Source organism: Photobacterium nomapromontoriensis, assembly GCF_050336815.1.
GTDB lineage: Bacteria > Pseudomonadota > Gammaproteobacteria > Enterobacterales > Vibrionaceae > Photobacterium > Photobacterium nomapromontoriensis.
The window spans coordinates 61,282-88,061 of sequence record NZ_JAKJSL010000023.1; the positions used below are offsets into that span (position 1 = coordinate 61,282).

Here is a 26,780-nt window from a genome sequence, read left to right on the forward strand (position 1 = left end):
CGGTGGCTTCTTTCAGAAATCGTATTTAATCTACACTCAAAGATTTGAATGCACATCAAAAAAATCAATGCCCTTATTACGTTTCCCTTCAATCACACCGGTGATATGAATAGAATTCTCATCTCGATAGATAAAACCATTTACCGTACCATCCCACTGATTTTCACTATTATTCATGATGGCCGTAATATTGTTACCCGTTATAGAAATATTTGAACAAAGATATTTTCCCGAACCAAAGTTTATTTCACAGGTATTCTTGGCTAAATCAAATGCCATTCCATGTTCATCGGGGGTTTCATCTCCATTACCAATAGAATAGAAAATCGTGCCATTATATTGATACTGGATATCACTAACTGCACTTTTTCTATAACCGACAATGTAAATCATATTTTCAGTGCGTTCCCCAACCAACGGTGAGTTTTTCTTTTCAAACGATGACATGACATAGCCAGTAAACCCAATCAACCGTCCATCTTGATCGTTGATTTCTGTTAACTGATGAGAAACAACGGCATCCTTATACTTATTAGTATCGCTGCTTGTTACCACCGTCAGATTATTATCTTTTATATTGACCGAATATGGGTAATCAGAGTTATGTAAAATAACATCATTCCCCCCCCCAATAACAGAACTCGTTGATGATGATGTCCCGTCATGAATAATATATAATTGATAATCAATATCATGCGTAACAGTTAAATTTTGAGACTGTTTAACACCATCAAATAATGCTGTTATTTGTGTTTCGCCATCACCATATCCAATAATGTATTTATTATTAACTAATTTTACTAACTCTGGATTTTCTATCTGCCATAAAACATCATCTGTAATATCATTTCTTGTTCCATCCGAAAAAACGCCATAAGCAAATAACTCTTGTTGCTCACCTATCGCAAGTTGGGATTGGTTGTTTATTATTGAAATGCTGTCTAATACCGCATTTGTTACATTGACTTGAATAACATTACTTTTAATATCACCAACGGTTGCTGATATCGAGGTAGATCCTGATTGGACTCCTTTTAACTGCCCATTACGACTCATGGTGGCAACAGAATCATCTAGGATATCCCATGACACCTGATTGGTTATATCTTGTTTTTTACCATCACTGTACGTAGCGTTAGCTGTTATTTTTACTGTAACGCCTTTCGGTATTTCATTTTTTTCGACACTTAATGCAATCAAGGTTAAATCAGCATTATTATCATCTTTTGGAACATTATTGCTATCTTGTGTATTTTCTTCAACGTGTGGTGGTGCGACCTGTGTGGCATCTGGTGAGTCATCGCCTCCCCCTCCACATCCAGCTAATATGGCAGAAAGCAAAACCAAATAGGACATTTTTTTTAGATTATTCATTTAATTACAAACTGTGATACTTAAAAGGAATTTAATTTTGCCCGCGACGTGCATAACTTGTCAATCACAATGAATTTATATGACAAAATGATACAAGACTGTACAATACTCCGCCTTTTTCAATAGTAATTAGGCGAATACCGTCATCAAGTACCAGAACTATATATATCAATAAACTAACTCCCCACGTAAACCAAACGGCCATCAATATAAGTAGGATATTGACTATCTTGCTAAGAAAAATACCCACAAAAAAAAACCGCCGAGCTTACGCAGGGCGGCAAAAAAAGATTTACATCGTTGTTCAGAGATAAGTGGCGGTTTCAGGCGACGTCGCGATTAATGCACCGAAAATAGACCTGTTTAGCGATTTGAGTTCTAACCTGCCCTTGTCAGTTTTTATGAAGTAAGCATGATTATTAGTATCAACCAGCAGCGTACGAAGCTTACCTTCCACTATAACCTGATCCAGCATTTTCCAACGCTGAGTCTTGTCCCTATCTGGTAACAGATCATCCGTGTCCTGCTTCATTACCATAGACTGTAACGTCAGCTGGCCAGCCTCATTGAGCATGGCAAATGTATCAAAGGTACCATCCACCTTCACCAAACGGGATACTGACTTAGCTTCAACCGACGGCGTTGCGCTACCACCTAAAATCCAACAATGCACTTCACTATTTTTGGTCAATGCGCAAAAGCGATCACTATCCGGCGTAGCTGCCAAAGCCTGATAGTCACCTTTGATCTCATGATCAAACAGATAGGCCAATGGCCCCCAGAGTAAAATATTACCGGATGACTCCAATGCTAGAAAATGCCCTTGTACTGGCGCGATATCAACGATATTACTCTGTAGGCGACGGTAGACTTTAAGTTCATCATCAAGACTTTGGTAAGCATCTTCTTCTAAATTAGCAGCCGCAATAATAGGCGTCCCACCCATCATTGCGCTACCCCAAGTGGCGACGCTGCCATCATGCAATAATGCTGCGGACGCAAAACCGTTGTGCACGAGTTTTTTAGCGCCTGCATATTGGAGGGTGTTCATTATCGCGGGCTCTGGTCGGCATCCCGCTTCCAATTTATGAATGAAGTTGTAATCACTCGTTGCTCGGGTAAACAGATAACCACAGTGACTCTGTTGTGCAGATTGGTTATTTGCTAACAACTTGAACGTTAACATCTCAGGTGGTGCCCATGATCCGCTAACCCGAAGGCCACCATCTGTATATGGCACCGGTGTCCGATTAACATCTCGCCCATACTTAACTCGCTCAGGTGCACCCCATGCATTACCATCTACCTGCCACGGCCACAGTGCAACGGCACGATCACGGTGACGATATAACGACTCGACTAAGCGGTTATGGACGAGATAGTAATTCGAATTTTCAGGAATGGCGCGCAGTTGCATGAAATGTTTTTTTCCTCCTTTGGTTCGCTCCTTCGCCTTTTCAAGCGCAAGTGCTCGCGCATCAGGACGCCCACTTTTAGCGAGCAAGTCAATCACATCATAAAATGTTCTGTCATTATTAAAGCTATTTAACCAGTACTCGTTAATCTCTATCGGTGATTCGTTATCGTAATAATATTCTCTCAGCACTTTTTGGCTAATGAAATCTTGAAATGCGGCCGCTTCATGTCGCCAAACCAACGCTTCCTTAGCATCTCCTGCTTCAGTGGCTTTGTCCATCAACCATAACATGGCGGTGACGTTGCCTTTCACTGCAGCTTGATGGATCAACTCACGGGTGTCTTTACTTTTAGAGTTTAACGTCAGGGCGTACTCTATAATGGCGTTGGCATCCCCGTCTGCGACTGCGTTAGCCAAGTGCTGACGCGATGCATCAGGATCGTCTTTTTCTAACAACCGATACAACTGATACTGACACCCACCATTACAGCTACCCATTATGTCAGCTGAAATTAGCACATCTAAGGCGGCATCACGCTCATTCTTTTCTAGCAGCACATACGCCCACTCGGTAACAGCTTTTGGCTCTCCCGCAAGCGCGGATTTTTCCAGCAACAATTGCATCTCTTGCTGATCTTGCTCGGTAAAAGCGTTACTCCCTTTATCGGCAAATAGTTCATCACCACGTGCCATTAATGCCGGGCCATAGTCGCCCGCCTTTTCTAACCACGTTTGTGCTATCTTGGGTTCTGGCGGTTGTATGCTTGTTCCATACAGAGACCTCAATCCCATGCGGTAACTCGCCACGGGGTTACCTTGTTCAGCCGCAGGTTTTACCCAGTCGTTCACACAGCGATCACTCATGTAAATGGGATCGCCTTGCATACACAGATCTAGATGCATTTCTGGCGGCACTTCTGCGGAATACGCCCACTGACTAGCCGCTAATATATCTAGCGGTAAACCATAGGCACCTGTCCGGTATCCCTCTGCCAAGTAAAGCCGAGACTGACTAACGTCTGCTTTCGCTGCCTGCCATAAATAAGGGCCAGCTTTAATGGGGTCAGACTGAATAGCCCACCCCTGTACATGGCCAAGAAAAGCACTGTATGCAGAAATATCGTCACCTAACCTGGCACTGAGTTCAAACATTGCCAAAGCGCGGCTTTTATCAGGGGTATTACTCCCTTCTCCGGTATAGTAATAATTGCCCAACATTGCCGCGCTCAGTGCGGTATGTCTTGGAATAGACTGTGCCAATTTCAGGCGTTCATGAGCACTAAGAGTCGGTGTTTGTAATTCCTGCATGAATGCGGCAAGTGGATCGGAAGCGTAAGCTGTACTGAATGTCAGCACCGCCGCTAGAGGGAAAATTGATAAATAGCGCAAGGTAGGTGCCTATCAAAATGAGTCTTAATCGACGTCATAACATTCTTATTCTTTATGACGATAAGGTGCAAATTTACCACCTAAGACGCTGAAATTAAATAATTAATAAAATTATTAACACGAAAGCACACATTGTTCAACTGATGAATCGCCCCGATCAAGCGACACCTCATAAGCACTGACTATTTACATAGCAAGAGGCATTCACCGTCAGTAACACAGTACCATCTTACGAGTAACAACATAATAAAAATGGATATTTTTAAATTCTCGCATGACAAAGTCTAGCCAGATGGCTCGTTAAAAATAATAGCGTGAATGTGGTTTGTCAGGCAGTGCTATTCAGGGTAAGAGAGTACAAAAGTGTGGGTGTCTATACATAATATTCAACACATAATATTCAACGAAAAAAACCGCCGAGCTGACGCAGGGCGGAAAAGAAAAGGCTGAACAGACAATAAATACTGCTCAAAAGACAATGAATGCAGGTCAAAAGACAATATAAGAAAAGCTTTCTAGGATTTACAAATTCGGCGAAAACAGTGGGTTCCGTTTCGATAGGCCCATTATATTGATAACTAAAATAATGACAATCTCACCAAAAAACAAATGACTTTTACTCAGCAGTAATAATTAATGAGAATGAGTCATCTTGGTTGAAACGGCGATACGATTCCATGCATTAATCGTCACAACCTGCATCATGCACTGTGCTGTTGGCGTATCACCAAGCAGCGCAATACACTGCTGGTATGTCTTATCTGTTAATCCTTGTTCCGCAATCAATGTCATTTCATCCGCCAGGGCCAGCACAGCTCGCTCTTCTTCACTGAACAGTGGTGACTCCGGCCATGCGGATAACGCCATCATTTTCTGTACACTCAAACCATTTTTCTGAGCCACAGGTGTGTGCATTTCAATACAGTAAGCACAGTTGTTGATCATCGATACTCTCAGTTTAATCAACTCCTTAATTGTTGGAGAAAGCGTATTACCTGAAACATAATTTTCCAGTCCCATCATGGCGTCAATGGCTTCGCTCTGTAGTGCGCTAATATCGATACGTGTTGTCATAACAATGTCCTCTCTCAGTTAAATTTACTCGGGATAACACCCCCGTTGAGTTGATGAAGTCATTGTGAATCATTCTGACGATAGATAGAATCCATTGAAAATCTGCAATAGTTTTGCATTTAACGCAAAGGTTAATCAATGTTAGAGCTTATACGTGTATTTACCCAAGTGGTTACCTCCGGCAGCTTTTCTAAAGCGGGACAAGCACTGAAAATGGCACCATCCTCAGTAGCCCGCAATATCGATAACCTTGAACAGCAACTGCAAGTCACTCTGTTCAAGCGCAGCACTCGTCAGCTACTACTGACAGAAGAGGGGGAATATTTTTTGATCGGTGCCACCAAACTCATGAATGATGCCGACCTGCTCATTCGTTCCATGGATAAAACCAATGCGATTCCTTCCGGGAGCTTGCGGATCTCGGTATTTGAGAGCTTTGGTAATTTAATTATCAGCCCTATCCTGCCGGCCTTCCTTGAACGCTACCCCATGATTAACGTCGACATCGATCTAAATAACAAAATGGTGGATATGAATGTCGAAAATATCGATCTCGCCATCCGTATCGGAAAACCCGCAGACAGTAGCCTCAATGGCCGGATGCTCATGACTAACCACACCACGCTGTGCGCCTCGCCAGACTATCTTAAACGTCATGGTGAACCTCAAACGCCAGAAGATATCAGCGAGCATAACTGCCTGTTGCTCAGTCACGATCGACAACGTAACTATTGGCATTTCAGTCAAAAAAAGCAGCATAAAAAAATACCAGTGCAAGGTAACTTATGTTCACGGGGGGGCTCACCACTGATGGCTGCCGCGTTAGGCGGAGGTGGAATATTATTACTTTCTAGCTGGATGGTAGATGATCTGATCGCAGAGGGTAAACTTCAGCAGGTTCTGCCAGACTGGATAGCTTCGCAACACGAGCATTCCAGCGGGGAAATCTATGCCGTTTACCGTGGTAGTAAATATCCGCAGCCACAGATAAGAGCCTTTCTGGATTTTCTGGTGGATGCCATTAAGACCAAAAACATACCCGTCGCGTAATGCGTTACATCAAGATGCATTAAAGGCCCGTATCTTGATGTTACTTTGGTATAGTTAACTTATGTTCACAAGGAGGCTCACCGCTACAGATGACATGTCACTAGATTGGAGGAGCGGCTGCTCTAAAGCCTTTATTCTCACAGAGTACAGCTACATAAAAAGATACTAATTCGTTAGTTTTTCGTAAAAAAAACGTATACTTTCCATACTTAGATTACGTTGACAGTGCTCATGAAAAAAAATTACGCTCGCCTCGTACAGACAGCCGCCTGGGCGGCAACAATCACGGCTACCGTTCTTCTTTTGATGAAACTTTTTACCTGGTGGTATACGGGATCCGTCAGTTTGCTGGCATCTCTGGTCGACTCACTGATTGATCTTCTGGCCTCCGTCACCAATCTGGTAGTGGTGCGTTATTCACTACAGCCTGCTGACGAAGAGCACAAGTTCGGGCACGGTAAAGCCGAATCATTGGCCGCTTTAGCACAGTCGGCATTCATTGTCGGATCGGCATGCTTCCTATTACTTAATGGTATTGAACGTCTGTTTAAACCCACCGAACTGCACCATCCAGAAGCTGGTGTGCTTATCAGTGGGATTGCTATTCTCATCACCGCTTGTTTAGTACTGTTTCAAAAGTGGGTAGTGAGAAAAACGGGCAGTCCGGCCATTGCCGCTGATTCACTCCATTACCAATCCGATCTGCTCATGAATGTCGCCATTATCGTCGCATTAGCGCTTGCATGGTATGGCATCCCCATTGCAGATGCATTATTTGCTATTGGTATCGGTATCTTCATTCTGTTCAATGCTGCAAAAATGGCCTATGAAGCCGTGCAGTCACTGCTTGATCGCCAATTGCCAATTGAAGATCAGGAAAAAATTCATATTTTGGCATCAACGGTATCGGGCGTCGAAGGTGTGCACGATTTACGTACCCGCCAAGCAGGGGCGACACGTTTTATACAACTGCATCTTGAACTGGATGATAACCTTAAACTCATTGATGCTCATCGAATTGCTGATGAAGTAGAAGACAGACTGGAAGTGGCCTACCCTGGAGCCGATATTCTAATTCATCAGGATCCGATGTCGGTTGTTAATCACGTTCACAGAAAGCACTGAAAAGAATCAGACGACAATCCATTAGATGCCACTTATTGTGGCATCTTGGATTTGCACTCATCACATAAAGAAATCAACTCATGACTACCATCATCACACTTCATTCAAATTAACTTTTAATACGGTGTGATTTATCGTTTAACTGGCTATTCAGTCAACCAATTCATAAGTTTTCTGCATTTCATCCGGTGCAATACCGTAACCACCATCAGCAAGGAAGCCATCTTTATACACCGTCATCCCCTTGGTATTCCAATCCACGGCAATCACTGCGGTTTCACCATTTTTGCTGCCAAGCAAAGTCAGTACATCATCAGTGATCGGAATCGCCTTAATGGTTTTAATCCGCTTAAACGGCATGAAAGTATCAAACATTGGCACCTCTCCATAAGTGGCCTGCCACTTATCTTTAGGTACCAGCCACTCATTATAGACTGCACCACTGACAGGCTCAGGATTACGGGCGATCACTACCTGATCGGTCACGATATTTTCAGTTTCTAGTTTTGGTCGCCCGTCACTGCCGGCAATATAGGTAGGAAACAATTGCCCCAATTCTACTTTGTGCGCTAATCGGCCATAGGTCACCGCTTTTTTACGGTACTCTGCTGCGGTATCAAACTCAGTCATGATCTGTGGGATAGCCTGAAATGTTACAGGCACAGTTTCTGCCGCCGCTAACACACCCGCTGATGGCATCATCAACATGGCTGTGGCTGCAAAAAAAGAAATTCTCATTATGGCTCTCATTATTATATGGATTTATACCTAAACCACCTCAAGATGCCGATCTCAACACCTGCATTTTGAAGTCACTTGGGTATAATCACAATGTAACTAAACCTATAATTCTACATCTTCCAAACTATTGATGATTTGCTCCCTAAGCCAACGGTGACTTGGGTCAAAATCAAAATGTTTATGCCACATCAACACATAGCAGCCTGACTGCATTTCAACGGGTACTTCCAATATAGTCAATTCTTCATTTTTCAGCATGTAGTTCACATACTTAGCCGGCGCACACAAAATTAAGTCACTGTGTTGACATAAATCCATGGCCGAATGGAAGTCGGTCAGATTGACGGCAATATCTCGCTTACGATGCTGTAAATCCAAGACATCATCCAATAGCCACTGATCTATGCCCCCGAATACCACCTGTAGATGACGGTATCTTAGAAAAGTGTCAAGGTTCCATTCTTCCTTATGCAAAGGGTGATCTTTACGAACCAAGCAAATGGCATGATCTCTGACTAACTCAACATAGGCCAACTCGTTCGGAATATTGCCGACATGCCATTTTGAGCGAAGATCCCACTCCCAACAGCTTATTGCCATGTCAATATCACAACGCAATAACTTATCTAAGCTATCACTACGCCATGTTTTGGCATCAATACTCACTAAAGGGGCTTGGCGCAATATCTCTGGCATAAAATAGGGATAAGTCAACGAATAAGCGGTTTCCACCATATGAAGATGAAAGGTACGTTCGCTTTCACTAGGCTTAAAATCACTCGGGCGTGTAAATTGCTCCAGGTGCTGCAATACTCTTCGTAGCTCGGGAACCAATTGTTTGGCCCTTGGGGTGGGTCTTAAACCATGAGAGCTGCGTTCAAACAACGGATCATTAAATATGTCACGTAATTTGGCTAATTGCTTACTCACCGCAGATTGACTCAGGTGCAAACGTGCAGCAGCGGCTGTGACACTTTGCTCGTCAAGTAAGACTTCCAATACTTTCAGTAAATTATAGTCAAACTGTGCCACAACAACTCTACCTTTCACGTATTAATTCATGCTATCAATCACAACGATTACGACTGAGCACATTGCTTGCTTTAACTTTATCAATTTCAATTTCTAAATCATTCAACAGTGCAATCACCACGGCAGCTGCGCGTTCCATCATTGCAATATATTTAGCACCTTGCTGATCATTACCTTCTGAATATGCTTGCAGTGCGATTTTACCAAAATTATGGACATTCGCATGTGGGCCTTCAAGCTGCTGATAAGATGGGCAATGGCTAAATAGCTGTTTACCCCGGCCTTGATAGTACCAATTACCTAATCGACACTGCTGATAACCGACCACTGTCGCAGCATTATAATCACGATTGCGGATTTGCTGATAAATGTTAATTTTCCAGACAATATGATCAAGTTGTACTAAACGCAGGAAAATTGACGAATAACTTTGATCGACCAGATTATAAAGCAACTCCGTTTTATTGATCAGGTTAGTGACGATCTCGACCAGTTCTTCTGTTTTTCCATGTAGCTCTTCACACTGTGCTTCAATAAAAGCAGCACTTTGACCACACATGTGTGCATTCTGAGTAATTTCACCCACGCCATTTTCAATCTGACTAGCCGCTTCGCTAGCGCTGCTAGCCAATTTTCTGACCTCATCAGCCACAACAGCAAAACCACGCCCATACTCACCAGCACGGGCTGCTTCAATAGCAGCATTGAGTGCAAGTAAATTAGTTTGCTCTGATACATGATTAATCGTCAAAACAAAACGGCTGATCTCTTCAGTACTAATAGTAAGGGTTTCTATTGAATTACCACTAGATTTAATTTGAACAATTAACTGATTCAGAGTGTGGCGAAAGGTATCTAAAATAGCCAGACCATCACGGCTTTCAACTACATGCTGTTCTAAATGAACTTTTAAATGTTCTGCAGCTGTAGCGATATTGGTCCGAATATGTTCTATGGGAGCGATAGATCCTAATAGGCTATCGATAAACAAATTCTGTGTTTCTAACGCTTTAGTTGCCGTATCCACGGATGATTGAAGCTGACTACATTCTGCTTCAAGCACTGTGTATGCATTTTTCTGTTGTGCGATTTGCTGCGCTTGCTGTTCTAAGAGCAGCTTTTTATCGTCTTGTTTTTTAAAGTAGGGTATTCCGAACATAACATTCACAATAAAATTAAAGTGTAAATTAATCACTCAAAAAACGTTAATAATATGTTTAATTATTAGCCATTTTTCTAAGTAACATCCCTGCCACGACGTTATTGGTGCTTTTATACCCAATAAACGTACATATTAATAATCGCCATTTTTAACTTTGGAATTTATGCACTATCAACTTTATGACTCATTAATGGGGAATCAAAGTTAACGTTATTGACTTAAAGGCGTTATTGTCTAACGCATGAGTTGCATAATAACGTAAATACCCGAGTCTGTGTATTTAATCCTTAATATCTTTGATCGGTAGACTAATGGTAAATCGAGCACCACCACTGTCACTGTCGCTGATTTCAATACTACCATGATGTAAAGCGACGACTTGATTAACAATAGCAAGCCCCAAACCATGGCCACCTGATTGTCTATCCCGAGCGGTACCAACACGATAAAACGGTTGCAATACTTTTTCTCGCTCTTCAGCAGGTATACCACAACCATCATCATCGATCTGAATATAGAGTTTATGACCTAAACAATATGCCCGAATATTAATAATCTCTTCCGCATAGCGAAACGCATTGCGGATAATATTAGATACCGCCCGCTCTATATGGTGCGCATCCACCATAACGTAACAATTATCAGGGCAATCTAACCGCAGTTGCTTAGTGGTATCTTTCTGACAATGGAGGACCGTTCGTTGCAAAACCTCCGCGATATTCTGTTCCGACACAGCAAGCTTGATTCCTGAACGCTCCATTTTGGCAAAATAGAGAAGTTCCTCAATCAGCAGCTCCAACTCTTCCATATCATCATGGATCCCTGCTATATGCCCTTGTTGTTCAGCATTTAATGGTGAGTCTTCCAACATTTCAAGCTGACACTGAACCCGAAAAATCGGTGTTCGTAGCTCATGAGCAATAGCATTACTTAACTGTTTATGGCTTTGGATCAGGCCAGAGATCTTATCTGCCATCTGATTAAACCGAATATTTAATCGACCCAGTTGATCACAGTTTTTTTCCGATGCTCGAACCGAAAAATCCCCTTCAGAAAAGGCGACCGTTGCTTTTTCAAGCATTCGGAACCGTCGCGCTAACAACTTGATCATAATGGCACTGTACAATGCGAAGGTCGCAAAAAAAGAGGCCCACATCAACATCATCTCAACATTGAGATGTTGCCATACAGAAGCGGTCAAATCCGGTTCAAGGTAATAAACCCATTTCCGGTCACCAAACGTCACCCAATACCGATTTTCAGCAGCAAACACCGCCCCATCTCGCTGCAATTTTGTTTCCTGTAGCGGTGACAGCGCCGGTGTATTTCTTGGAAATCGAGTAAATTGGAGTGAATTTCGCCGAACAAAGCCACTAAACAGCTTATTGGCGACTTCTTGACCTCGCTGAGCGGCAACATCATCGAGGATCTCAACCGTTCCCGAGACATAACCAATCTCGACCTCTGCATCATAGTCTGGCGTCAGTTCCTGAGTCACATAGGTAAATGTAAGAATGCAAAGAAAAAAGAGGGCAGAGACACCTAAAAAAAACTCTAGATACAGACGCTTCATTTCACACCCCTACCAACGATCTGGAATAAAGAGGTAGCCTTTACCGCGAACGGTAATGATCTTACGAGGAAGTGCCGGGTTATCACCTAATTTCTTACGTAATGTGACAACCTTGTTATCGATAGTGCGATCCAAGCCATCATACTTTATCCCACGTGTTTCCATCACTAAGTACTCTCTGGTGAGTACCTCATCTGGATGGCTAGCCAATAACCATAATAAGTTAAACTCACTGTCAGTTAGGCTAACTTCCTGCCCTTCCAGCTCACAGGATCGACAGCGGTTATTAATGGTTAATGCCCCATAGTGATATTCCTGATCATGGCCATTATTACTCAAGAGGGTAACTTCATCACTGGGTGCTGCATTTTCCGTAACACTCCCCCCGCGACGCAAGAGCATCCGGATCCGAGCGAGTAGCACACGTGGCTTAATCGGTTTATTAACAAAGTCATCGGCTCCTACTTCTAAGCCGGCAACATGATCAATGTCATCATCACTGGCGGTCAGCATTAAGATTTTGCTGTTCACTTTGTCACGCACTTGACGACAGATACTTAGTCCATCCATACCCGGTAACATAAGATCCAGAATCACTAGATCAGGCTGTTGCTCAACAATAATATCCGGTGCGAGTAGGCCATCAGATACGGTGATGACATCAAATTGTTGCTGGCGAAAATAATTAGCCAACAACTCACACAACTTCACATCATCTTCAACCAGAACAATCTTTACCATGTTCAATAATCTTACCCTTAAATAAATAAAACGGCGGTCAATTAATTACATACCCCGCCATCAACCTGTTCCCATCCATTTATGACAGCAATAATACCCTATAGAAATAACCACTCAAGGCTAAATCCACTTTAAGGATGAGGTATAACCAGATAATTAGCAGTGAAGGTACGGCAAGAGTCAGCAAGAAATAGCAAAAAACAACAATAAAAAAGGCTAACCTTTTGGTTAGCCCTGTAATTTTTACCGTTCAATAAGCGTTTCTTATGGTTTAATTAAGCCTCCGTGATAGTGCAACTCATACACTTTTCGACTATCAAATTCGATCCATTCATACCCAGTAAACCTACTCACATCCCCTTCATTAGTATCGATGTAGCGACCCCACTCAGTATCATTGTTTGAGTTGCCCAAAAAATGACCAGTTTGATAGTGCTTGGATAAGCTGGCAAGGACCACGTTCCCTGCTTTTTCTCCATCATAAATATCAGGTGCAATAATCCGCCCATAATAATTCATCGCCCATACCGCTTCATTCCTGAAATAGACAACTTCCTGACCCAAAAAGTCGGTACCGCCAAAGTAACTATCAAGATAAGCAAAATCATCTTCTTGATATTGAACATCATGGGAGTCAAGGCGAGAAGGTAAACACTTCGGTGCCCGGCCAACATAAGAATTAGCCTTAGCTTTTACAATAAACGCATACAGTTTATCTGTATCAATACTCACTATCATGTCCCTCTTGATAAAGAATGCACATGATAACTGTATATAAAAACAGTATCTTTATAGCAAATCACAAATCCGTCATTCGCAGCCACAACCTTTTTTCTTCGCCTCAAAATCAATCACATTACCGTACTTATCCAGCGATAGATCACAGCACTCCTGAAATAATTCAAGGACATGTTGACGACTTTTTTTCACTCGTGATTTTAACGTCGAGTATTTCAACCCTTTCTTTTGGGCAAATTCTTTTTGTGATTCACCATTAAGCTCAATCGCCCTCAGCATCTCCGCTTCATCTGCGGGTAATGCTTGAATAAAGGGCAATACGCAATGCGCTAACTCCGCTCGCATTGTCGATGGCTCTTCGCTATACCATAAATCCTCTTCCCTCCAGCCGGTTTGCTTTGCCCGGCGACGATAAAAATCGATAATCACATGATTAGCAATTTGAAATAGCCAAGGTTTAATTTTGGTTGCATCCTGCAAGGTATGCAGATTTTGATACGTTTTGATCAAGATTTCTTGTTTCAAATCATCCACATCATCCGGATTAGAGACGTGTTTATGTAAAAAGCCCTTAATGCTTCCTCGGTACTCATTCCAAATCTGATCTAGGTCCATACGGCACGGTTCATTCGTTTTAACATCAATACACTCAAACTACCTCAAGATCTGCATTTCAGCGAATATCTTGAGGTAATGGTGCATTTCTTTACGCAATTAATGCTAACGAATCTAAAATACCACGGCCACTGTGGATCCCACCTTCATTCTCAGTAGCAGGCTTACTACGTACCAGATAACCCGCATAGCCAAGCTGTGAAGTCACAGGTTGGCCCCTAAAGTGAATGGTAAACAACCCTATCTCACTGATCAGATCATCAATCTGCTCCGCCTTAGTCTCTCGCACACCTAACGCGAATTTTTCCCGTGTATGGGGATGTAGCCGCTGCATTAACGCCCATGCATCGTATTCATCTGGCGTCAATGACGCTAACGTTGTCGCTATATCACGGCCAAATACGCAGTGTCCCCCCCCTTCGCCTTGATTTTTCAGTACCCATTCTTCATTGTCGGTGTCATTTTTTAACCAATCCTGCGTGTCTACAGTGATTGGCAGCATCGGAGCAAGTACCAATTTAACCTGCTCAGCTTCATCAAGGGTAAGCCCCCATTTGACTAATTCAGTCGCTGGCATATTGGTGATCAGCATTTGCATCGTTTTACTGGTCGCCAATTGCTGGCTGACCGTCGCATTCACGGCAACATGATGACGCTCAATAAAAGCACGCGTTTGGCTTAAGGTATAACAACACTCCGATTCAATAATACTCTCATGGCAGTAGTCCTGATATTGATAACCCGCACGGAGGTAGATCACGTCCACATTGCCCAATCCTTCCAACGCTAGTCGGTCATTCTTCCCGGTAGAAAGTTGGCTGGCCAGCTGAACGAAGGTCCGCCTTACTGTTTTAATACCCCGTTGCTGCAGTGCAACCTCGAGTAAATGCTGATCATAAATATTATCTTCATTCTCTTGTACCACCATAACAAAGAGCGGCTTTCCGTCTTCACCTGCGGCCTGACGCATATGACGAGCCGTCGTTGCGATGCCCTGAGCCAACTCTTCCAAACCTTGGTTGTCAGCTAACTCAGCGTTTGGGTTTTCCGCCCACATCCCATACTCTGCCGGCCATTGTTGCTGTACATAACGATGAAATTCATGCGCGCGCTGTCCGAATGGCCCCATACCCGCAGCAATGCCATTAAACTCAATCACTTTAGGTCCAAGAATACGATCATCCATGTAATCCGTACGCATGATCAGCAGTGGCTCACGTTTTGCCGTGGTATCAACACCGAAATGGATCTGCTGATGCAGATCAAACAACCGGTTAAAAAATGGTTCTGCCTTAGCCATCTTACTCAAAGCATCACTGATAAAGGTGTGATCTTCCGCGATATTACTCACTAGCCTCGCTATCAGTGGCGTTATTGTGATTAATCGGTTATATACCTCCCGCTTAATCGCGATTGGAGCCAAACTAAACGGACAATGACGTGCCGTACCATCACTATTTTTTATAGCGACGCCATGCATCATGGCCCACTCACTCAATTCATTAATGATGGTTTGTGATGGGAGGATTGGAGATAAATTCATCAGTGCCATTAGACAAGCCTTGTTGTTGTAGCCAAATTAAACTGTCAGCGTTCAATTCTACCAGTTGATCATCTATCAGGGAGAAAACAATGCAGTGATAACGATACGTTACACCGCCATCAAGAAAAGCATGCCATCAACTTGAGTAAACAGCATAACTAATCAGTTTCGCCCCTTTCTGGCTATATAGACGACCGGATACAAAAAAAGACGACCCTTTGCTAAAAAATATAATCAACCAATGAGAAGTGAGATCATCTACTCATTCCAGTGATTTTTCATGGATATGACCACATTTCGTCTAATTAAATTACTTCCCAATATTATCAAATCTTGTGAAACTTAGATTTTATTTTTGATCTAACATATAAAAACTTTATAACTATTTTTTGTTCCTTATAACCATTCCGTTAATTGCATACAATACTATTGTTAATAATAGCTATAGTGATATTTGTTAGTAATCTGTTTCATATAAATTTATTTATTACATGTTAAAATGGAATAAAAACCACCGCTATTCTCAGCCTTACTCTCTGAGTACAAATAAAATCAACAACAGGACATAATAGTAACTTTTAAAATTTCAACAAAAATTCGTGATATGCGCCGCATATTGAACAATAAATAACCACCATATGCACATGTGCAACATATTGATTTTTATTGATTTGTTGATTTGTATTACATATAAAATGGTTTTCAATTGTCAAAATGTGATATTGATTTAATTTTGTACGTTTATATTATCTTGAATATCAGCAGTCAGTTTACAGGAATAAATCTCATGATTGAAATAAGCGTTATAATTCCAACGTACAATCGTTCAATATTACTTTCCCATACCCTTACATCCCTAACAGAACAAACGTTAAGTAAGGACTCTTTCGAAGTTATCGTTATTGATGATGGAGGATGTGATAATACTAAAGCAGTGATTGATGCGTTTTCAGAAAAATTAAACATCAAGTATTTTTGGCAAGAAGATAAAGGGTTTCGTGCTGGTAAAGCAAGAAATGTTGGCACTGCAATTGCCGAGGGTCAATATATTGTCTATATCGACACAGGCATTTTGCTAGCAACCACTACATTAGAAACACATTTATTTCGTCATAAAGTCTCACCTCACCCTATCGCCATTGTGGGGTATGTTTACGGGTTTGATCTTGATGAAGCAGGTGTTGAAAAAATGTCTGCCGTTATCAGCCCCAATAATGTCGATGAAATCCTCAAAGAGCTCGATGCACAGCATGCCTATGACATTCGTCAACGTCAGTATGATGACTTAGGTCAGAATATTTTTGACTGGCCTGCGCCGTTTGATTTGTTCTGGACCTGTCACGTCTCAGCCGAACGTGAACAGTTGATTAAAGCGGGCATGTTTGACGAACATTTCAATAGCTGGGGTGGTGAAGATGTCGATTTAGGGGTTCGCCTTTTCCTCAATAACAATATGTTTATTGTCGATAAATCAATGTCCTCTTTCCATTGGCCTCACCCTAAAGAAGTAAAAGATACCGGTGAAAGCTCAAAGAGCGCAGCCAAAATCATCCATAGCAAATACAACATCTGGCAGACCAGTTACTATAACCTTGACTATTCTATCAATGACTTACCGCTCAACAAACTCATCAAAGAATTAACAGGGAGTACGACAGCCCCAGTGGCAAATCCGTCATTGTATCTCCCGCCGCATCAACCCATCGCTGAATCCAATGTTGGACTACTCTAATGCCATGCGTGTACGAAAATATTTATCCAATATCAAAAGGAATTACTCCTGATGATATTCGTATTAGCCACCAGCAGCAGATTCACATTGATAAAGAGGCGACCTTCGTGGGGCTCCCCCATATAGCATTTACACTGGTTCGTGATTCGGATAACTATCAACGTGATGTACAGTCCACATTCATTGAACTGACCAACTTCAACGACACTATTTCCATTGGCAAGGGAACCGTACTGTATTCCGACGATAACCTGGGATTTGAAAACCGACCTGTGCGATTGACATCCATTCAGGTTAACAACCATCCCCCTGGCAAAATTCGTATTGGCGAAGGCGTGGTTATGCAAGGCACCGCGATTGTCGCTTACAGCGAAATTAGCATTGGCGATCAGGTTTTATTCGGTCCTCAAGTCACGATCATGGACAGCAGCGGCCACCCTGTAATAGGTCGTTGGACAGAAGATGAAGCGGCGAGAACCCGTACAGCCAAAGTCACCATAAAAGACAATGCGTGGATCGGGATGGGAGCCACAATCTTAAAAGGCGTCACGATTGGTAAAAATGCGGTGATCGGTGCCAACAGCGTAGTTTATGACGATGTCCCCGATAACTGTATTGCGGTAGGTAATCCCGCTTATGTGGTTAAAAATCTTACCGTAACCCCATAACTCTTGCTTCATAAGTCATAAAAAATGTCGCTCCTTTTCTCCCTAATAACGGATGAAAAGGAGTGCCCCTCTATATATCAACAAAAGTGATAAATACATGTCGTTATTATTACGCCTAAGAACACAGCTTGATACCACGAAAACCCTATTGGCTCTTGCTCTGCCTATTGCGCTCCAAACTGCCATGTTCTCAAGTAAAAGCACTGTTGACACATTAATGATGGGCGCACTCAGTGAATACGATATTGCTGCGATAGGACTCGCAGCCAAAATACAGCTCATCATTACATTTTTTATTATTGGTCTCAGCATTGGCGGTGGTCAAATTGCTGCGCAATGTTTTGGCCTAAAAGGGGTGCAAGGGTCTCGAAAATTAGCCAGTTGCATACTGGTTACCTTATTACTCAGTGGAATCACTGCGACGGTATTTGCCATTGTGCTGATCTTTTTCCCCTCACAATTGATGGGGTTAGGCAGCCAATCCGCCGAAATCATTGAACGTGGTGCTGACTACCTGCAAATTATCGCGATCAGTTTATTTTGTTTTGCCTATGCCTCTAGCATTGCAGCAGGGCTACGTGCCATGCACCAGCCGGGTATTGCAACCCAAATTAGTGCGGTAGGCGTGGTACTAAACTTACTACTCAATTGGGTATTCATCTTTGGTCATTTAGGTATGCCTGCACTGGGGATCAAAGGAGCCGCCCTTGGCACCGCTATCAGTGCCATTATCGAATGCATGGTACTTTTCCTTTATCTGCACCACAAAGGCCATTTACTTGGTAAGTTTACCCGCCAACATTTTGCTAATCTGCACATTACAGATATAAAGCTCGTGGCTCGCCTGTCAGCCACTGCCGCAGTTAACAGTGTGGTATGGGCCGCAGGGCTCTTCGCCTTTCATGCAATTCTTGGATACAGTGATCCCAATTTACTGATCTCCCTTTCCGTACTTGCCCCACTGGAAGCATTAGCGATGTCACTGCTCATTGGCTTAGCAACGGCAGGTTCTGTCATTGTCGGTAATATAGTTGGAGCTAATAAACATCAACAGTTAACAACCGTAATACCTCATCAATTAATACTCAGTGTGATTACCGGAATCATCACTGCCACTCTGTTATGGCAGGTAAAATACCAGGTGCTCAGTGTGTTTTTCCACACTGATACGCCGTCGGCGGCACAATTACTTGCGGTATCACTCTACGACATTATGGCGTTCTCACTTGTCATTAAGAGCCTATCGATGATGCTGATTGTCGGAATTCTTCGGGCTGGCGGTGACGCCACATTTTGCCTTTGCACTGACATCCTTGCTCAATGGGTATTTTTGCTTCCCTGTGCTTATTGGATGGCCCATATCGCCGCTTTTGACGCGATATACCTTTATGGCCTAGTCCTATTCGAAGAATCTGCGAAGATTATTGTCTGCCTATGGCGCTTAAAGGCTGGCCGCTGGGTAAAGAATTTGGCGACTGCGATGCAATAACCCAAGGGGGCAGCCCTCGCTCTACCATTGAGCAAGGGCTGACACTTGTCATTGCAGCATAAAATGAAAGATACCTAGCACCTATCAGACAATAGGAATGTAAATCTCTGTTTTGAGGTTTTCAGGCTTAGTCCTTCTCGGATCTTTATTTAAATAATGTTCAAACGGTGGATTATCAATTAACTTATAACCACTGTCAGGCAGCCAATCATTGAAAATATAAGAATAGGTATTTTGAAGGTTATCATAACTGCCTGTATGAAGAAATTTCGCATACTTTCCACCAGCAATCACTCTTCTGTGCAGACCCATTTCTAACTCTTCACTCATTTCCACATCAATACATGCATCGTAACGGATCCGATTCGTCTCTGTCAGATCAGGATCATCATGTGACACACCTATTCTTTTCACATTTTTATGCATTTGCTTCTTAGAGTAAGCAAACTGCATGAGTTTTCCCCAAGCTTCAGCAGCCGCTTGTGCATATCCTCCCACCGCTCTTACCGAGATTGTATGGATTGCCTCTATTTCAATGATGTCTGGTTTCATACTAACAATCCCATTCTGGTTGATAATGATTTCATCTCTATTAATACAAACCAATTGATTTCGAGCTTGGCTCGGTGAACAGGAGAACGCCTTTTTAAACGCTTTATTAAATGAGGCTTGGTTATCGTAACCGCATTTGAATGCAATCTCAGTAATACTGTCATCCGAGTATTTTAAGTGCTTCACCGACTGTTCTAATAACAGTCGTTTTTTATAGCTATAAATACTCTCGCCACAGTATGCGCGAAATAATCGATGAAAATGGTATTCAGAGTAGCAGGCTATGTCTGATAACAGAGAAACATTCATTTCTGATTCAAGATTATTTTCAATGTATTGCATAACCTTAAATATTCTTTCCATCTGGATGATTTTGTTCATACGACCTCTAGCAACTGGTTTCCAAGAACATTATCACTCAGTGCGGCGTATGACTTTTCTATTCCTGCTTTTCTTCTGCCATTCCACGAAGACAAGCAACAGAATGTGATGCGCATTTGTGGGGAGATCATATTTTTATACAATCGCATCATTTCAGTATAAAAATATCACGCCTGTGTGAGAATTTTTCTCACTGTAAAAGTGAGTAGGAGGTCACTAAAATTCACTTTTGTTAACCCTCTACTCTGAACTCAAAAATACAAACTCGATCACACCTCATGCTCTAACTGGGGAATGGGCGTGTCCAGCGAGACCTTTACCCTATCCATCACAACGATGGTTCTAAACCATTTTACATTGGGGTTGTTGTAAAATAACCGCCCGCTGATCGCTTCATATTCCGCCATATTGGCGACGGTTAGTACCAACATAAAGTCAGCTTCGCCAGTGACGTAATAGCATTGCTGAATCTCTGGCCCAGAGAATAATTTCTTCATCTCTTCCATATCAGACGCTTGCGTGCGCACCGTATGCACTTCAACGAGAATGGTGATAATTTGGCCGACTTTTTCCGGGGCAATAATGGCTGAATTTGCCTTAATCACCCCTGAGTCTTCTAAGCGTTTAATGCGTCGCTGCACGGATGCTGTCGACAGATGCACCTGTTCGGCAACAACACGTAACGGGGTGGTATTGTCTTTTTGTAAAATTCTGAGGATGGCACGATCAAAACTATCAACTATCTGGTTCATGTGAAAAATTTTCTCAAAAGCACGACCTAATTCGAGCGCTATTCTCAAGTTAAGCAGAATAATATTGCCAGCATATTCACTCCACTACTGATTCGGAGCATCAATATGCATTGGCATACCAGACTAGTTCAACCACAGACTTTGGCTACACCAGGGTTTGAATCCTTAGCTACACCAACCTACCGCGGTTCAACGGTATTGTTTAATAAACAAGCTGACGTTGTGGACGCTTGGGATCAAGCGAAAGGCGGTTATAGCTATGGACTATACGGTACACCAACCACACTTGAATTATCAGGACGTATTGCACAATTAGAGGGTGCACTTCACAGTTTTGTCGTCCCAGGTGGTCAAGCAGCAATCGCATTGGTGTATTTCGCCATGTGTCGCGCCGGAAGCCATGCACTTGTACCGCATAACGCTTACGGCCCAAACAAAGAAATGGCACAAGGTCTACTGAAAGATCTTGGCATTGAAGTAGAGCCTTACGACCCACTTATTGGAGCGGGCATTGCTGAGCTTATCCGTGATAACACCACCTTAATTTGGGTTGAAAGCCCAGGCTCTGTGACCATGGAAATTCAGGATGTTCCGGCTATCTGTGCTGCCGCCCATGAAAGAGGCGTTGTTGTTGCGCTAGATAACACTTATGCCGCTGGTGTGCTGTTTGATGCTTTTGCCCATGGCGTGGATATCAATATGCAAGCATTGACCAAATATGTTGGTGGCCACAGTGATCTGCTACTAGGTACCGTATCAGTGAATACTGAAGCACTGAAAGAGAAAGTCGGCGCCACCTTCAAGCAACTCGGCTTGGCCGTTTCACCGGATGATTGCAACTTAGCCCTGCGCGGCCTGCAAACCTTAGGCATTCGCTTAGCTCACCTTGAAAAGTCAACACTTGAGGTCGCGGAATGGCTATCTAAGCATGACGGTGTCGCACAAGTTTTCCATCCTGCATTCCCTTCATGCCCTGGGCATGAAATTTGGAAACGCGACTTCACCGGTTCAAGCAGTGTGTTCTCTTTCCTCTTCACAGAAGACTACACCGCAGAACAAGTCGAGCAATTTATCGACACGCTTAAGATGTTCAAGATCGGCATGAGCTGGGGCGGTCTAACCAGCTTGGCTCTTGTTTATCCAAATCTTGATCGCCCAGGTAAAGACTATGCCGGCCGTTTAGTTCGCCTCAATATCGGCTTAGAGCAACCCGACGATCTTATTCAAGATCTCGCTCACGCAATGCACGTGATCACCCAATAAAAAGAATAAGCAGTCCAGACGAAGAGGTACTTACCCGTGGCTTCGTCTGGCAAATAGACAGATCAACACAACCCAATAATAGGTTATGTAAGGTAGAAGAGATGACAACACCTACTCGTGGTTTTACCCAACAAGAATTTGAACAACGTACTATTCGCGCACAAAAAATCATGCATGACATGAAACTCGATGCGATGATTTTTACCACCGAGCCCAACGTCCGTTATTTCACGGGCTTTCACTCTCAGTTTTGGCACAGTCCAACACGTCCATGGTTCGTCATTGTACCGGCAGAAGGTAAGCCCGTTGCCATTATTCCCGAGATCGGCGCAAAAGGCATGTCGAAAACCTGGATCGACACCATCATTACCTGGCCTGCTCCTCGCCCTGAAGATGATGGCATTAGCCTTGTTGCCAACGTATTGAACTCGCTACCAAGCCGTCATGGCCGTGTGGGTGCAACATTAGGCATCGAATCACACCTTCGTATGCCTGTAAACAACTACTTAAAACTCACCACCATGGTGAATAAAGAGTTCGTTGACGTCGCCCTTGATGTACACGGCCTACGTCAGATCAAGTCTCAGGCTGAAATAGCCAAAACCCGCGAAATTTGCCGCATCACCAACATCGGTTTCAAGCGTATTCCTGAATATGCCCGCACCGGAATGACTGAACGTGAGATCTGTAAGCAGTTCGGTATGGACATGCTGCAAGCCGGAGCTGATGAGTGTCCATTCATTATCGCAGGATCGGGCCCTGATGCGTATGACGATATCCTGATGGGTCCAACTGATCGTGTGATTGAACATGGCGATGTGCTGCTAATTGATACTGGCGCGGTGTGGGATGGCTACTTCTCTGACTTCGACCGTAACTGGGCTTTCGGCACAGCCAGCGAGCAAACCAAAGCGGCTTATCGCGCAACTTACGAAGCCACGACCAAAGGCTTTGAAGCGGCACGACCTGGTGCAACCACCACCGATATCTATAACGCAATGTGGAAAGTACTCGAAGCCAATGGTGCTCTTGGTAACGACATCGGTCGTGTAGGCCATGGCCTAGGTATGGAGCTGACAGAACGTCCATCGAATACCGCTACGGATAACACCGTATTAAAACCGGGCATGGTGATGACCCTAGAACCAGGCATGACCTACGCACTAGGCAAAACAATGCTTCATGAAGAAAACATTGTCATCACTGAAGATGGTGCCGAGTGGTTGTCTGAACGTGCTGAGCCTGAGCTGATCATCATCCAATAAAACGTATAGAAGGGCGACTTCCGAGTTTAAAGAGGTTGCCCTAATAAAATAACAAAAAAAGGAACAACCCATGAATTTTGAAGAATTCAATAATTTTGAAGTAAAACTACAATTTGAACCCGCACCTCGCCCTGACCGCGTCCATATCGGTCTCGTACAACTTGCAAATGACCATACCCTTGAAACGGATTGGTCACACCTACTCAGTGAACAGGCAGCGCTATTTAGCACCCGTATCTTTAAAGAAAACGGCATGACACCAGAAGCACTGGATGCCGTCGCAGCGAGCATTAGTGATGGTGCGATATTGGTTGGCGATGGCCTTCCAATGGATGTGATGGCATTTGCATGTACATCCGCCTCTATCGTGATCGGTGAAGAAAAAGTGTCAAAACTTCTGACTAAAGGCCGAGGTGATATTCCAACGACCAACCCATGGTCAGCCGCTCAAGCTGCTTTTAAGCACCTTGGTGCGAAGAAAGTGGCTGTATTTTCACCTTATCCAACCGATGTGAATTTCCCACTACGCGCACAATTAATTGATGCTGGTTTTGATGTGGTGGCATTAACGGCTCTTGGCATTATTGATGACAATATCATCCATAAAGTGCCGCTCACATCATTTGAAGAAGGCATTGAAATTTTAATTAAAGACAAAGATGTTGATGTTATTTTCATGTCATGCACCAGCCTGCGTGCAGTAGAGAAAATTCAATACCTAGAAGATAAATACGGTATTCCCATTGTTTCAAGTAACTCCGCTTTATTTTGGCATTCAATGCAGCTATGCGGAAAAACTGCCGTTTGCCCAGGTTACGGAAAACTACTTTCAGGTACTGAAATTTAATCTTATTAAAGGATGGATTCATCATGTTAGATAAGCAAAAAGGCTGGATTGCCGCCATATTTATCGGCTTCTTATGGGGTACACCATGGGTTGTAGGCACACCGCTAATGGAAGTAATGGACTCCAAGATGCTAGTGTGGCTACGTTATGTCGTCGCCTCTATCACCCTATTCTTTATTTTGCGAGTCATGAGCAAATCGATTGCGGCTGAAGGCTACAAAAAATTCAGCTACTCATGGGCAAACCGTGTCGATGTCGTAAAAACATTCGCATGTGGTTTTATCGGACAAGCACTGTTTAGCTACTTTGCTTTCTTGTCGTTGGATTACATCACTGCATCTGAAAACGGTGTGATCATGGGCTTGATCCCTATCCAAATTCTAGCCGTGGGATTCTTTACTCGTGGTGAGCGCTTCACCATGATGCAAATGGGTGCGGCATGTTTAGCCTTCGCAGGCGTTACCATGCTGGTTTATGACCCAGCGTTAAACTCAAGTGGCTTTAATATCGGCCATGTAATTGCGTTCATGAGTGCGTTTGCTTTTGCTTCAACCGCTTACACACGTCTGACTTGGCTGAAAAATACGGTTCAATCTCTACCATGTTCCATCAGTTCATCTTTGCTGCAGTTGGCTTCACCTTTGTGGTGATGTTCTACGGCCTAGATTTTACAACGGCACTAGGCGCGTTCACTGCTCCGTCACGCATCTTGAGTATCTTCATTCTGGGCGTATTTATCTCTGGTATCAGCTATCTCATCTATATCTACGGCATTACAAAAGTGGGCGTAGACGGTACAGGCATGGCACTGAACTTAATACCTTTAGCATCGTTTGTCTTAGCGGCAGTCGTACTTTCTGAACCTGTAACACTGTGGAAATGTGCAGCAATCGCCATCGTCGTTAGTTCGTTAATGGTATTTGTGAAAGCGACATCAGCACGTAATAAAGCAACTGCAGAAGAAAATTTATCTAACGCTAAAGTTGCAACAGAAATGGCAAATTAATTAGTCAGTCAACAGAGCGAGGTTGTCCTTATGACCTTGCTCTTTTTTGCTCAAAGTGAACACTATGAATCCGAATACTATAAATCTACCCAATAACATTATCGAATGGCGTCAATTTCTGCACACTACCCCTGAAATAGGTTTTGAAGAAACGGTTACCTCTGACTTTATTGCGCAAAAACTGGAAGCATTTGGCATTGAAGTACACCGTAATATTGGTAAAACCGGGATGGTGGGGATTTTAAAACGCGGTACGTCTAGCCACTCTATCGCATTACGTGCTGACTTCGATGCCGTACCCGTTCAAGAACAAAACGACTTCGCTTATGCTTCTAAAAATAGCGGCATGATGCACGGTTGTGGGCATGATGGTCATGTTTCGATACTGCTTGGTGCCGCTTATCAGCTTTCACAACAAGATGACTTTGACGGCACCGTGTACTTTGTGTTTCAGCCAGCAGAAGAGCAAGGCACTGGTGCCAAAGCGATGATTGAAGATGGCCTGTTCACACGCTGGCAGATGGATTCCATCTACGCAATGCACAACTTACCGGGGCTTGAAGTCGGCAATTTCTTGATCAGTCCCAATTCGGTCATGGCCAGCGAAAACCATTTCAACATTGAAATACTCGCTGCCGGTGGCCATGCGGCAATGCCACACTTAGGCAGTGATCCTGTACTGGTAGCCTGTAACGTGGTCTCTACTTTACAAGGCATCATCACCCGTAATTTGGATGCGATTCATGAGCCTGCCGTCCTTTCGGTAACCGATATCAAAACCAACGGTGGCGCCAATGTGATCCCAACGGTGGTGACACTGTCTGGCGATACCCGCTGCTTCTCAGATGAAACGCAAGAATACATAAAAAATGCAATGGAGCGCGTTGTCTCTGGTGTAACCGCTGCGGCGGGCCTTAGCTACAACTACGAATTTTCTAACTGTGTACTCTCTACCGTGAACAACAGTGACAAGTCTGAAATCGCGGTCAGAGTCGCGAAGAAAGTCGTCGGTGAGGCCAAGGTGAACGACAAGTGTAAGCCGTTCTGCATCTCAGAAGATTTCTCTTTCATGCAACGTGAAGTCCCGAGCTGCTACATCCTTGTCGGCAATGGTGCCACAGGCGAGAAAGGCGGCGTACCACTGCACCTTCCTCACTATGACTTTAACGATGATCTATTAATGATCGGCGTTAACTTCTGGGTAGAACTGGTGCGTGATCAGTTAGCCATTTAATTATTTAGCTCTTCTCT

24 protein-coding genes are annotated in these 26,780 nt (G+C 43.4%); 11 read left to right on the plus strand and 13 right to left on the minus strand.

Going from position 1 to position 26,780, the window contains the following annotated elements:
- Positions 1-36 precede the first annotated feature (36 nt).
- The 3 genes from L4D12_RS08995 to L4D12_RS09005 all read right to left on the minus strand — a co-directional run bounded on the left by L4D12_RS08995 (position 37) and on the right by L4D12_RS09005 (position 5,254).
- Positions 37-1,374, minus strand: coding sequence for an Ig-like domain-containing protein (locus L4D12_RS08995; RefSeq protein WP_428447496.1), 1,338 nt, complete (start codon positions 1,372-1,374; stop codon positions 37-39).
- Between the two features lie 304 nt (positions 1,375-1,678).
- Entirely contained in the window at positions 1,679-4,180 is a 2,502-nt protein-coding gene (locus L4D12_RS09000; RefSeq protein ID WP_428447497.1) for a tetratricopeptide repeat protein, read from the minus strand.
- Between the two features lie 633 nt (positions 4,181-4,813).
- On the minus strand, positions 4,814-5,254 hold the full coding sequence (locus L4D12_RS09005; RefSeq protein ID WP_428447498.1) for a carboxymuconolactone decarboxylase family protein: 441 nt from the start codon (positions 5,252-5,254) through the stop codon (positions 4,814-4,816).
- A gap of 138 nt (positions 5,255-5,392) precedes the next feature.
- On the opposite strand from L4D12_RS09005, the gene L4D12_RS09010 reads away from it, so the two are divergent.
- Positions 5,393-6,304, plus strand: a complete 912-nt coding sequence (locus tag L4D12_RS09010; protein ID WP_428447499.1) for a LysR family transcriptional regulator — start codon at positions 5,393-5,395, stop codon at positions 6,302-6,304.
- A 231-nt stretch (positions 6,305-6,535) separates the two neighbouring features.
- Positions 6,536-7,429 (plus strand): CDF family cation-efflux transporter FieF, encoded by an 894-nt coding sequence (gene fieF, locus L4D12_RS09015; protein ID WP_428447500.1) that lies wholly within the window; start codon positions 6,536-6,538, stop codon positions 7,427-7,429.
- A gap of 150 nt (positions 7,430-7,579) precedes the next feature.
- On the opposite strand, the gene L4D12_RS09020 is transcribed toward fieF, so the two are convergent.
- The 8 genes from L4D12_RS09020 to L4D12_RS09055 form a co-directional block, all read right to left on the minus strand.
- Positions 7,580-8,167, minus strand: a complete 588-nt coding sequence (locus tag L4D12_RS09020; RefSeq protein WP_428447501.1) for a hypothetical protein — start codon at positions 8,165-8,167, stop codon at positions 7,580-7,582.
- Positions 8,168-8,272: 105 nt separating this feature from the next.
- A complete protein-coding gene (locus L4D12_RS09025) occupies positions 8,273-9,202 on the minus strand; it encodes a LysR family transcriptional regulator (RefSeq protein WP_428447502.1) in 930 nt (309 codons plus the stop codon).
- Between the two features lie 34 nt (positions 9,203-9,236).
- Entirely contained in the window at positions 9,237-10,361 is a 1,125-nt protein-coding gene (locus L4D12_RS09030) for a methyl-accepting chemotaxis protein (protein WP_428447503.1), read from the minus strand.
- Positions 10,362-10,644: 283 nt separating this feature from the next.
- Positions 10,645-11,937: an ATP-binding protein gene (locus L4D12_RS09035; RefSeq protein WP_428447504.1), complete on the minus strand. Its 1,293-nt coding sequence runs from the start codon at positions 11,935-11,937 to the stop codon at positions 10,645-10,647.
- A 9-nt stretch (positions 11,938-11,946) separates the two neighbouring features.
- Entirely contained in the window at positions 11,947-12,678 is a 732-nt protein-coding gene (locus L4D12_RS09040; RefSeq protein ID WP_428447505.1) for a response regulator, read from the minus strand.
- A gap of 264 nt (positions 12,679-12,942) precedes the next feature.
- Positions 12,943-13,410 carry a DUF5680 domain-containing protein gene (locus L4D12_RS09045; RefSeq protein ID WP_428447506.1) on the minus strand — a complete coding sequence of 156 codons (468 nt, stop codon included), beginning with the start codon at positions 13,408-13,410 and terminating at the stop codon, positions 12,943-12,945.
- Positions 13,411-13,488: 78 nt separating this feature from the next.
- Complete coding sequence (gene sigZ / locus L4D12_RS09050) at positions 13,489-14,031, minus strand: RNA polymerase sigma factor SigZ (RefSeq protein ID WP_428447507.1); 543 nt, start codon at positions 14,029-14,031, stop codon at positions 13,489-13,491.
- 91 nt (positions 14,032-14,122) lie between these two features.
- A complete protein-coding gene (locus L4D12_RS09055) occupies positions 14,123-15,574 on the minus strand; it encodes a glutathione synthase (RefSeq protein WP_428447563.1) in 1,452 nt (483 codons plus the stop codon).
- Positions 15,575-16,361: 787 nt separating this feature from the next.
- Between L4D12_RS09055 and L4D12_RS09060 the strand changes: the two genes are divergently transcribed.
- The 3 genes from L4D12_RS09060 (at position 16,362) to L4D12_RS09070 (ending at position 19,463) form a co-directional block, all read left to right on the plus strand.
- Complete coding sequence (locus tag L4D12_RS09060; RefSeq protein ID WP_428447508.1) at positions 16,362-17,306, plus strand: glycosyltransferase; 945 nt, start codon at positions 16,362-16,364, stop codon at positions 17,304-17,306.
- Positions 17,306-17,974 (plus strand): acyltransferase, encoded by a 669-nt coding sequence (locus L4D12_RS09065; protein ID WP_428447509.1) that lies wholly within the window; start codon positions 17,306-17,308, stop codon positions 17,972-17,974. Before L4D12_RS09060 ends, L4D12_RS09065 begins: the two co-directional genes overlap by 1 nt.
- Positions 17,975-18,071: 97 nt before the next feature.
- Complete coding sequence (locus L4D12_RS09070) at positions 18,072-19,463, plus strand: MATE family efflux transporter (RefSeq protein ID WP_428447510.1); 1,392 nt, start codon at positions 18,072-18,074, stop codon at positions 19,461-19,463.
- 84 nt (positions 19,464-19,547) lie between these two features.
- Here the strand turns inward: L4D12_RS09070 and L4D12_RS09075 are convergent, their stop codons facing one another.
- Both L4D12_RS09075 and L4D12_RS09080 read right to left on the minus strand, forming a co-directional pair.
- Positions 19,548-20,396, minus strand: a complete 849-nt coding sequence (locus tag L4D12_RS09075; protein WP_428447511.1) for an AraC family transcriptional regulator — start codon at positions 20,394-20,396, stop codon at positions 19,548-19,550.
- Between the two features lie 269 nt (positions 20,397-20,665).
- Positions 20,666-21,148, minus strand: a complete 483-nt coding sequence (locus L4D12_RS09080; RefSeq protein WP_428447512.1) for an Lrp/AsnC family transcriptional regulator — start codon at positions 21,146-21,148, stop codon at positions 20,666-20,668.
- A 105-nt stretch (positions 21,149-21,253) separates the two neighbouring features.
- Between L4D12_RS09080 and L4D12_RS09085 the strand changes: the two genes are divergently transcribed.
- The 6 genes from L4D12_RS09085 to L4D12_RS09110 all read left to right on the plus strand — a co-directional run bounded on the left by L4D12_RS09085 (position 21,254) and on the right by L4D12_RS09110 (position 26,763).
- Entirely contained in the window at positions 21,254-22,411 is a 1,158-nt protein-coding gene (locus tag L4D12_RS09085; RefSeq protein WP_428447513.1) for a cystathionine beta-lyase, read from the plus strand.
- Positions 22,412-22,512: 101 nt separating this feature from the next.
- Complete coding sequence (locus tag L4D12_RS09090; RefSeq protein WP_428447514.1) at positions 22,513-23,676, plus strand: M24 family metallopeptidase; 1,164 nt, start codon at positions 22,513-22,515, stop codon at positions 23,674-23,676.
- 70 nt (positions 23,677-23,746) lie between these two features.
- A complete protein-coding gene (locus tag L4D12_RS09095; protein WP_428447515.1) occupies positions 23,747-24,523 on the plus strand; it encodes a maleate cis-trans isomerase family protein in 777 nt (258 codons plus the stop codon).
- Between the two features lie 23 nt (positions 24,524-24,546).
- Complete coding sequence (locus L4D12_RS09100; RefSeq protein WP_428447516.1) at positions 24,547-25,173, plus strand: DMT family transporter; 627 nt, start codon at positions 24,547-24,549, stop codon at positions 25,171-25,173.
- Entirely contained in the window at positions 25,125-25,529 is a 405-nt protein-coding gene (locus L4D12_RS09105; protein ID WP_428447517.1) for an EamA family transporter, read from the plus strand. Before L4D12_RS09100 ends, L4D12_RS09105 begins: the two co-directional genes overlap by 49 nt.
- A 64-nt stretch (positions 25,530-25,593) precedes the next feature.
- Positions 25,594-26,763, plus strand: a complete 1,170-nt coding sequence (locus L4D12_RS09110; RefSeq protein WP_428447518.1) for an amidohydrolase — start codon at positions 25,594-25,596, stop codon at positions 26,761-26,763.
- Positions 26,764-26,780 lie beyond the last annotated feature (17 nt).

What these genes read in the sequence shown, in the direction of transcription:
- L4D12_RS08995 (WP_428447496.1), bottom strand. Translation starts at nt 1,374, where the DNA reads ATGAATAATCTAAAAAAAATGTCCTATTTGGTTTTGCTTTCTGCCATA.
- L4D12_RS09005 (WP_428447498.1), bottom strand. Translation starts at nt 5,254, where the DNA reads ATGACAACACGTATCGATATTAGCGCACTACAGAGCGAAGCCATTGAC.
- L4D12_RS09010 (WP_428447499.1), top strand. Translation starts at nt 5,393, where the DNA reads ATGTTAGAGCTTATACGTGTATTTACCCAAGTGGTTACCTCCGGCAGC.
- fieF (WP_428447500.1), top strand. Translation starts at nt 6,536, where the DNA reads ATGAAAAAAAATTACGCTCGCCTCGTACAGACAGCCGCCTGGGCGGCA.
- L4D12_RS09020 (WP_428447501.1), bottom strand. Translation starts at nt 8,167, where the DNA reads ATGAGAATTTCTTTTTTTGCAGCCACAGCCATGTTGATGATGCCATCA.
- L4D12_RS09030 (WP_428447503.1), bottom strand. Translation starts at nt 10,361, where the DNA reads ATGTTCGGAATACCCTACTTTAAAAAACAAGACGATAAAAAGCTGCTC.
- L4D12_RS09035 (WP_428447504.1), bottom strand. Translation starts at nt 11,937, where the DNA reads ATGAAGCGTCTGTATCTAGAGTTTTTTTTAGGTGTCTCTGCCCTCTTT.
- L4D12_RS09040 (WP_428447505.1), bottom strand. Translation starts at nt 12,678, where the DNA reads ATGGTAAAGATTGTTCTGGTTGAAGATGATGTGAAGTTGTGTGAGTTG.
- sigZ (WP_428447507.1), bottom strand. Translation starts at nt 14,031, where the DNA reads ATGGACCTAGATCAGATTTGGAATGAGTACCGAGGAAGCATTAAGGGC.
- L4D12_RS09055 (WP_428447563.1), bottom strand. Translation starts at nt 15,574, where the DNA reads ATGAATTTATCTCCAATCCTCCCATCACAAACCATCATTAATGAATTG.
- L4D12_RS09060 (WP_428447508.1), top strand. Translation starts at nt 16,362, where the DNA reads ATGATTGAAATAAGCGTTATAATTCCAACGTACAATCGTTCAATATTA.
- L4D12_RS09065 (WP_428447509.1), top strand. Translation starts at nt 17,306, where the DNA reads ATGCCATGCGTGTACGAAAATATTTATCCAATATCAAAAGGAATTACT.
- L4D12_RS09070 (WP_428447510.1), top strand. Translation starts at nt 18,072, where the DNA reads ATGTCGTTATTATTACGCCTAAGAACACAGCTTGATACCACGAAAACC.
- L4D12_RS09075 (WP_428447511.1), bottom strand. Translation starts at nt 20,396, where the DNA reads ATGAACAAAATCATCCAGATGGAAAGAATATTTAAGGTTATGCAATAC.
- L4D12_RS09080 (WP_428447512.1), bottom strand. Translation starts at nt 21,148, where the DNA reads ATGAACCAGATAGTTGATAGTTTTGATCGTGCCATCCTCAGAATTTTA.
- L4D12_RS09085 (WP_428447513.1), top strand. Translation starts at nt 21,254, where the DNA reads ATGCATTGGCATACCAGACTAGTTCAACCACAGACTTTGGCTACACCA.
- L4D12_RS09090 (WP_428447514.1), top strand. Translation starts at nt 22,513, where the DNA reads ATGACAACACCTACTCGTGGTTTTACCCAACAAGAATTTGAACAACGT.
- L4D12_RS09095 (WP_428447515.1), top strand. Translation starts at nt 23,747, where the DNA reads ATGAATTTTGAAGAATTCAATAATTTTGAAGTAAAACTACAATTTGAA.
- L4D12_RS09100 (WP_428447516.1), top strand. Translation starts at nt 24,547, where the DNA reads ATGTTAGATAAGCAAAAAGGCTGGATTGCCGCCATATTTATCGGCTTC.
- L4D12_RS09105 (WP_428447517.1), top strand. Translation starts at nt 25,125, where the DNA reads ATGTTCCATCAGTTCATCTTTGCTGCAGTTGGCTTCACCTTTGTGGTG.
- L4D12_RS09110 (WP_428447518.1), top strand. Translation starts at nt 25,594, where the DNA reads ATGAATCCGAATACTATAAATCTACCCAATAACATTATCGAATGGCGT.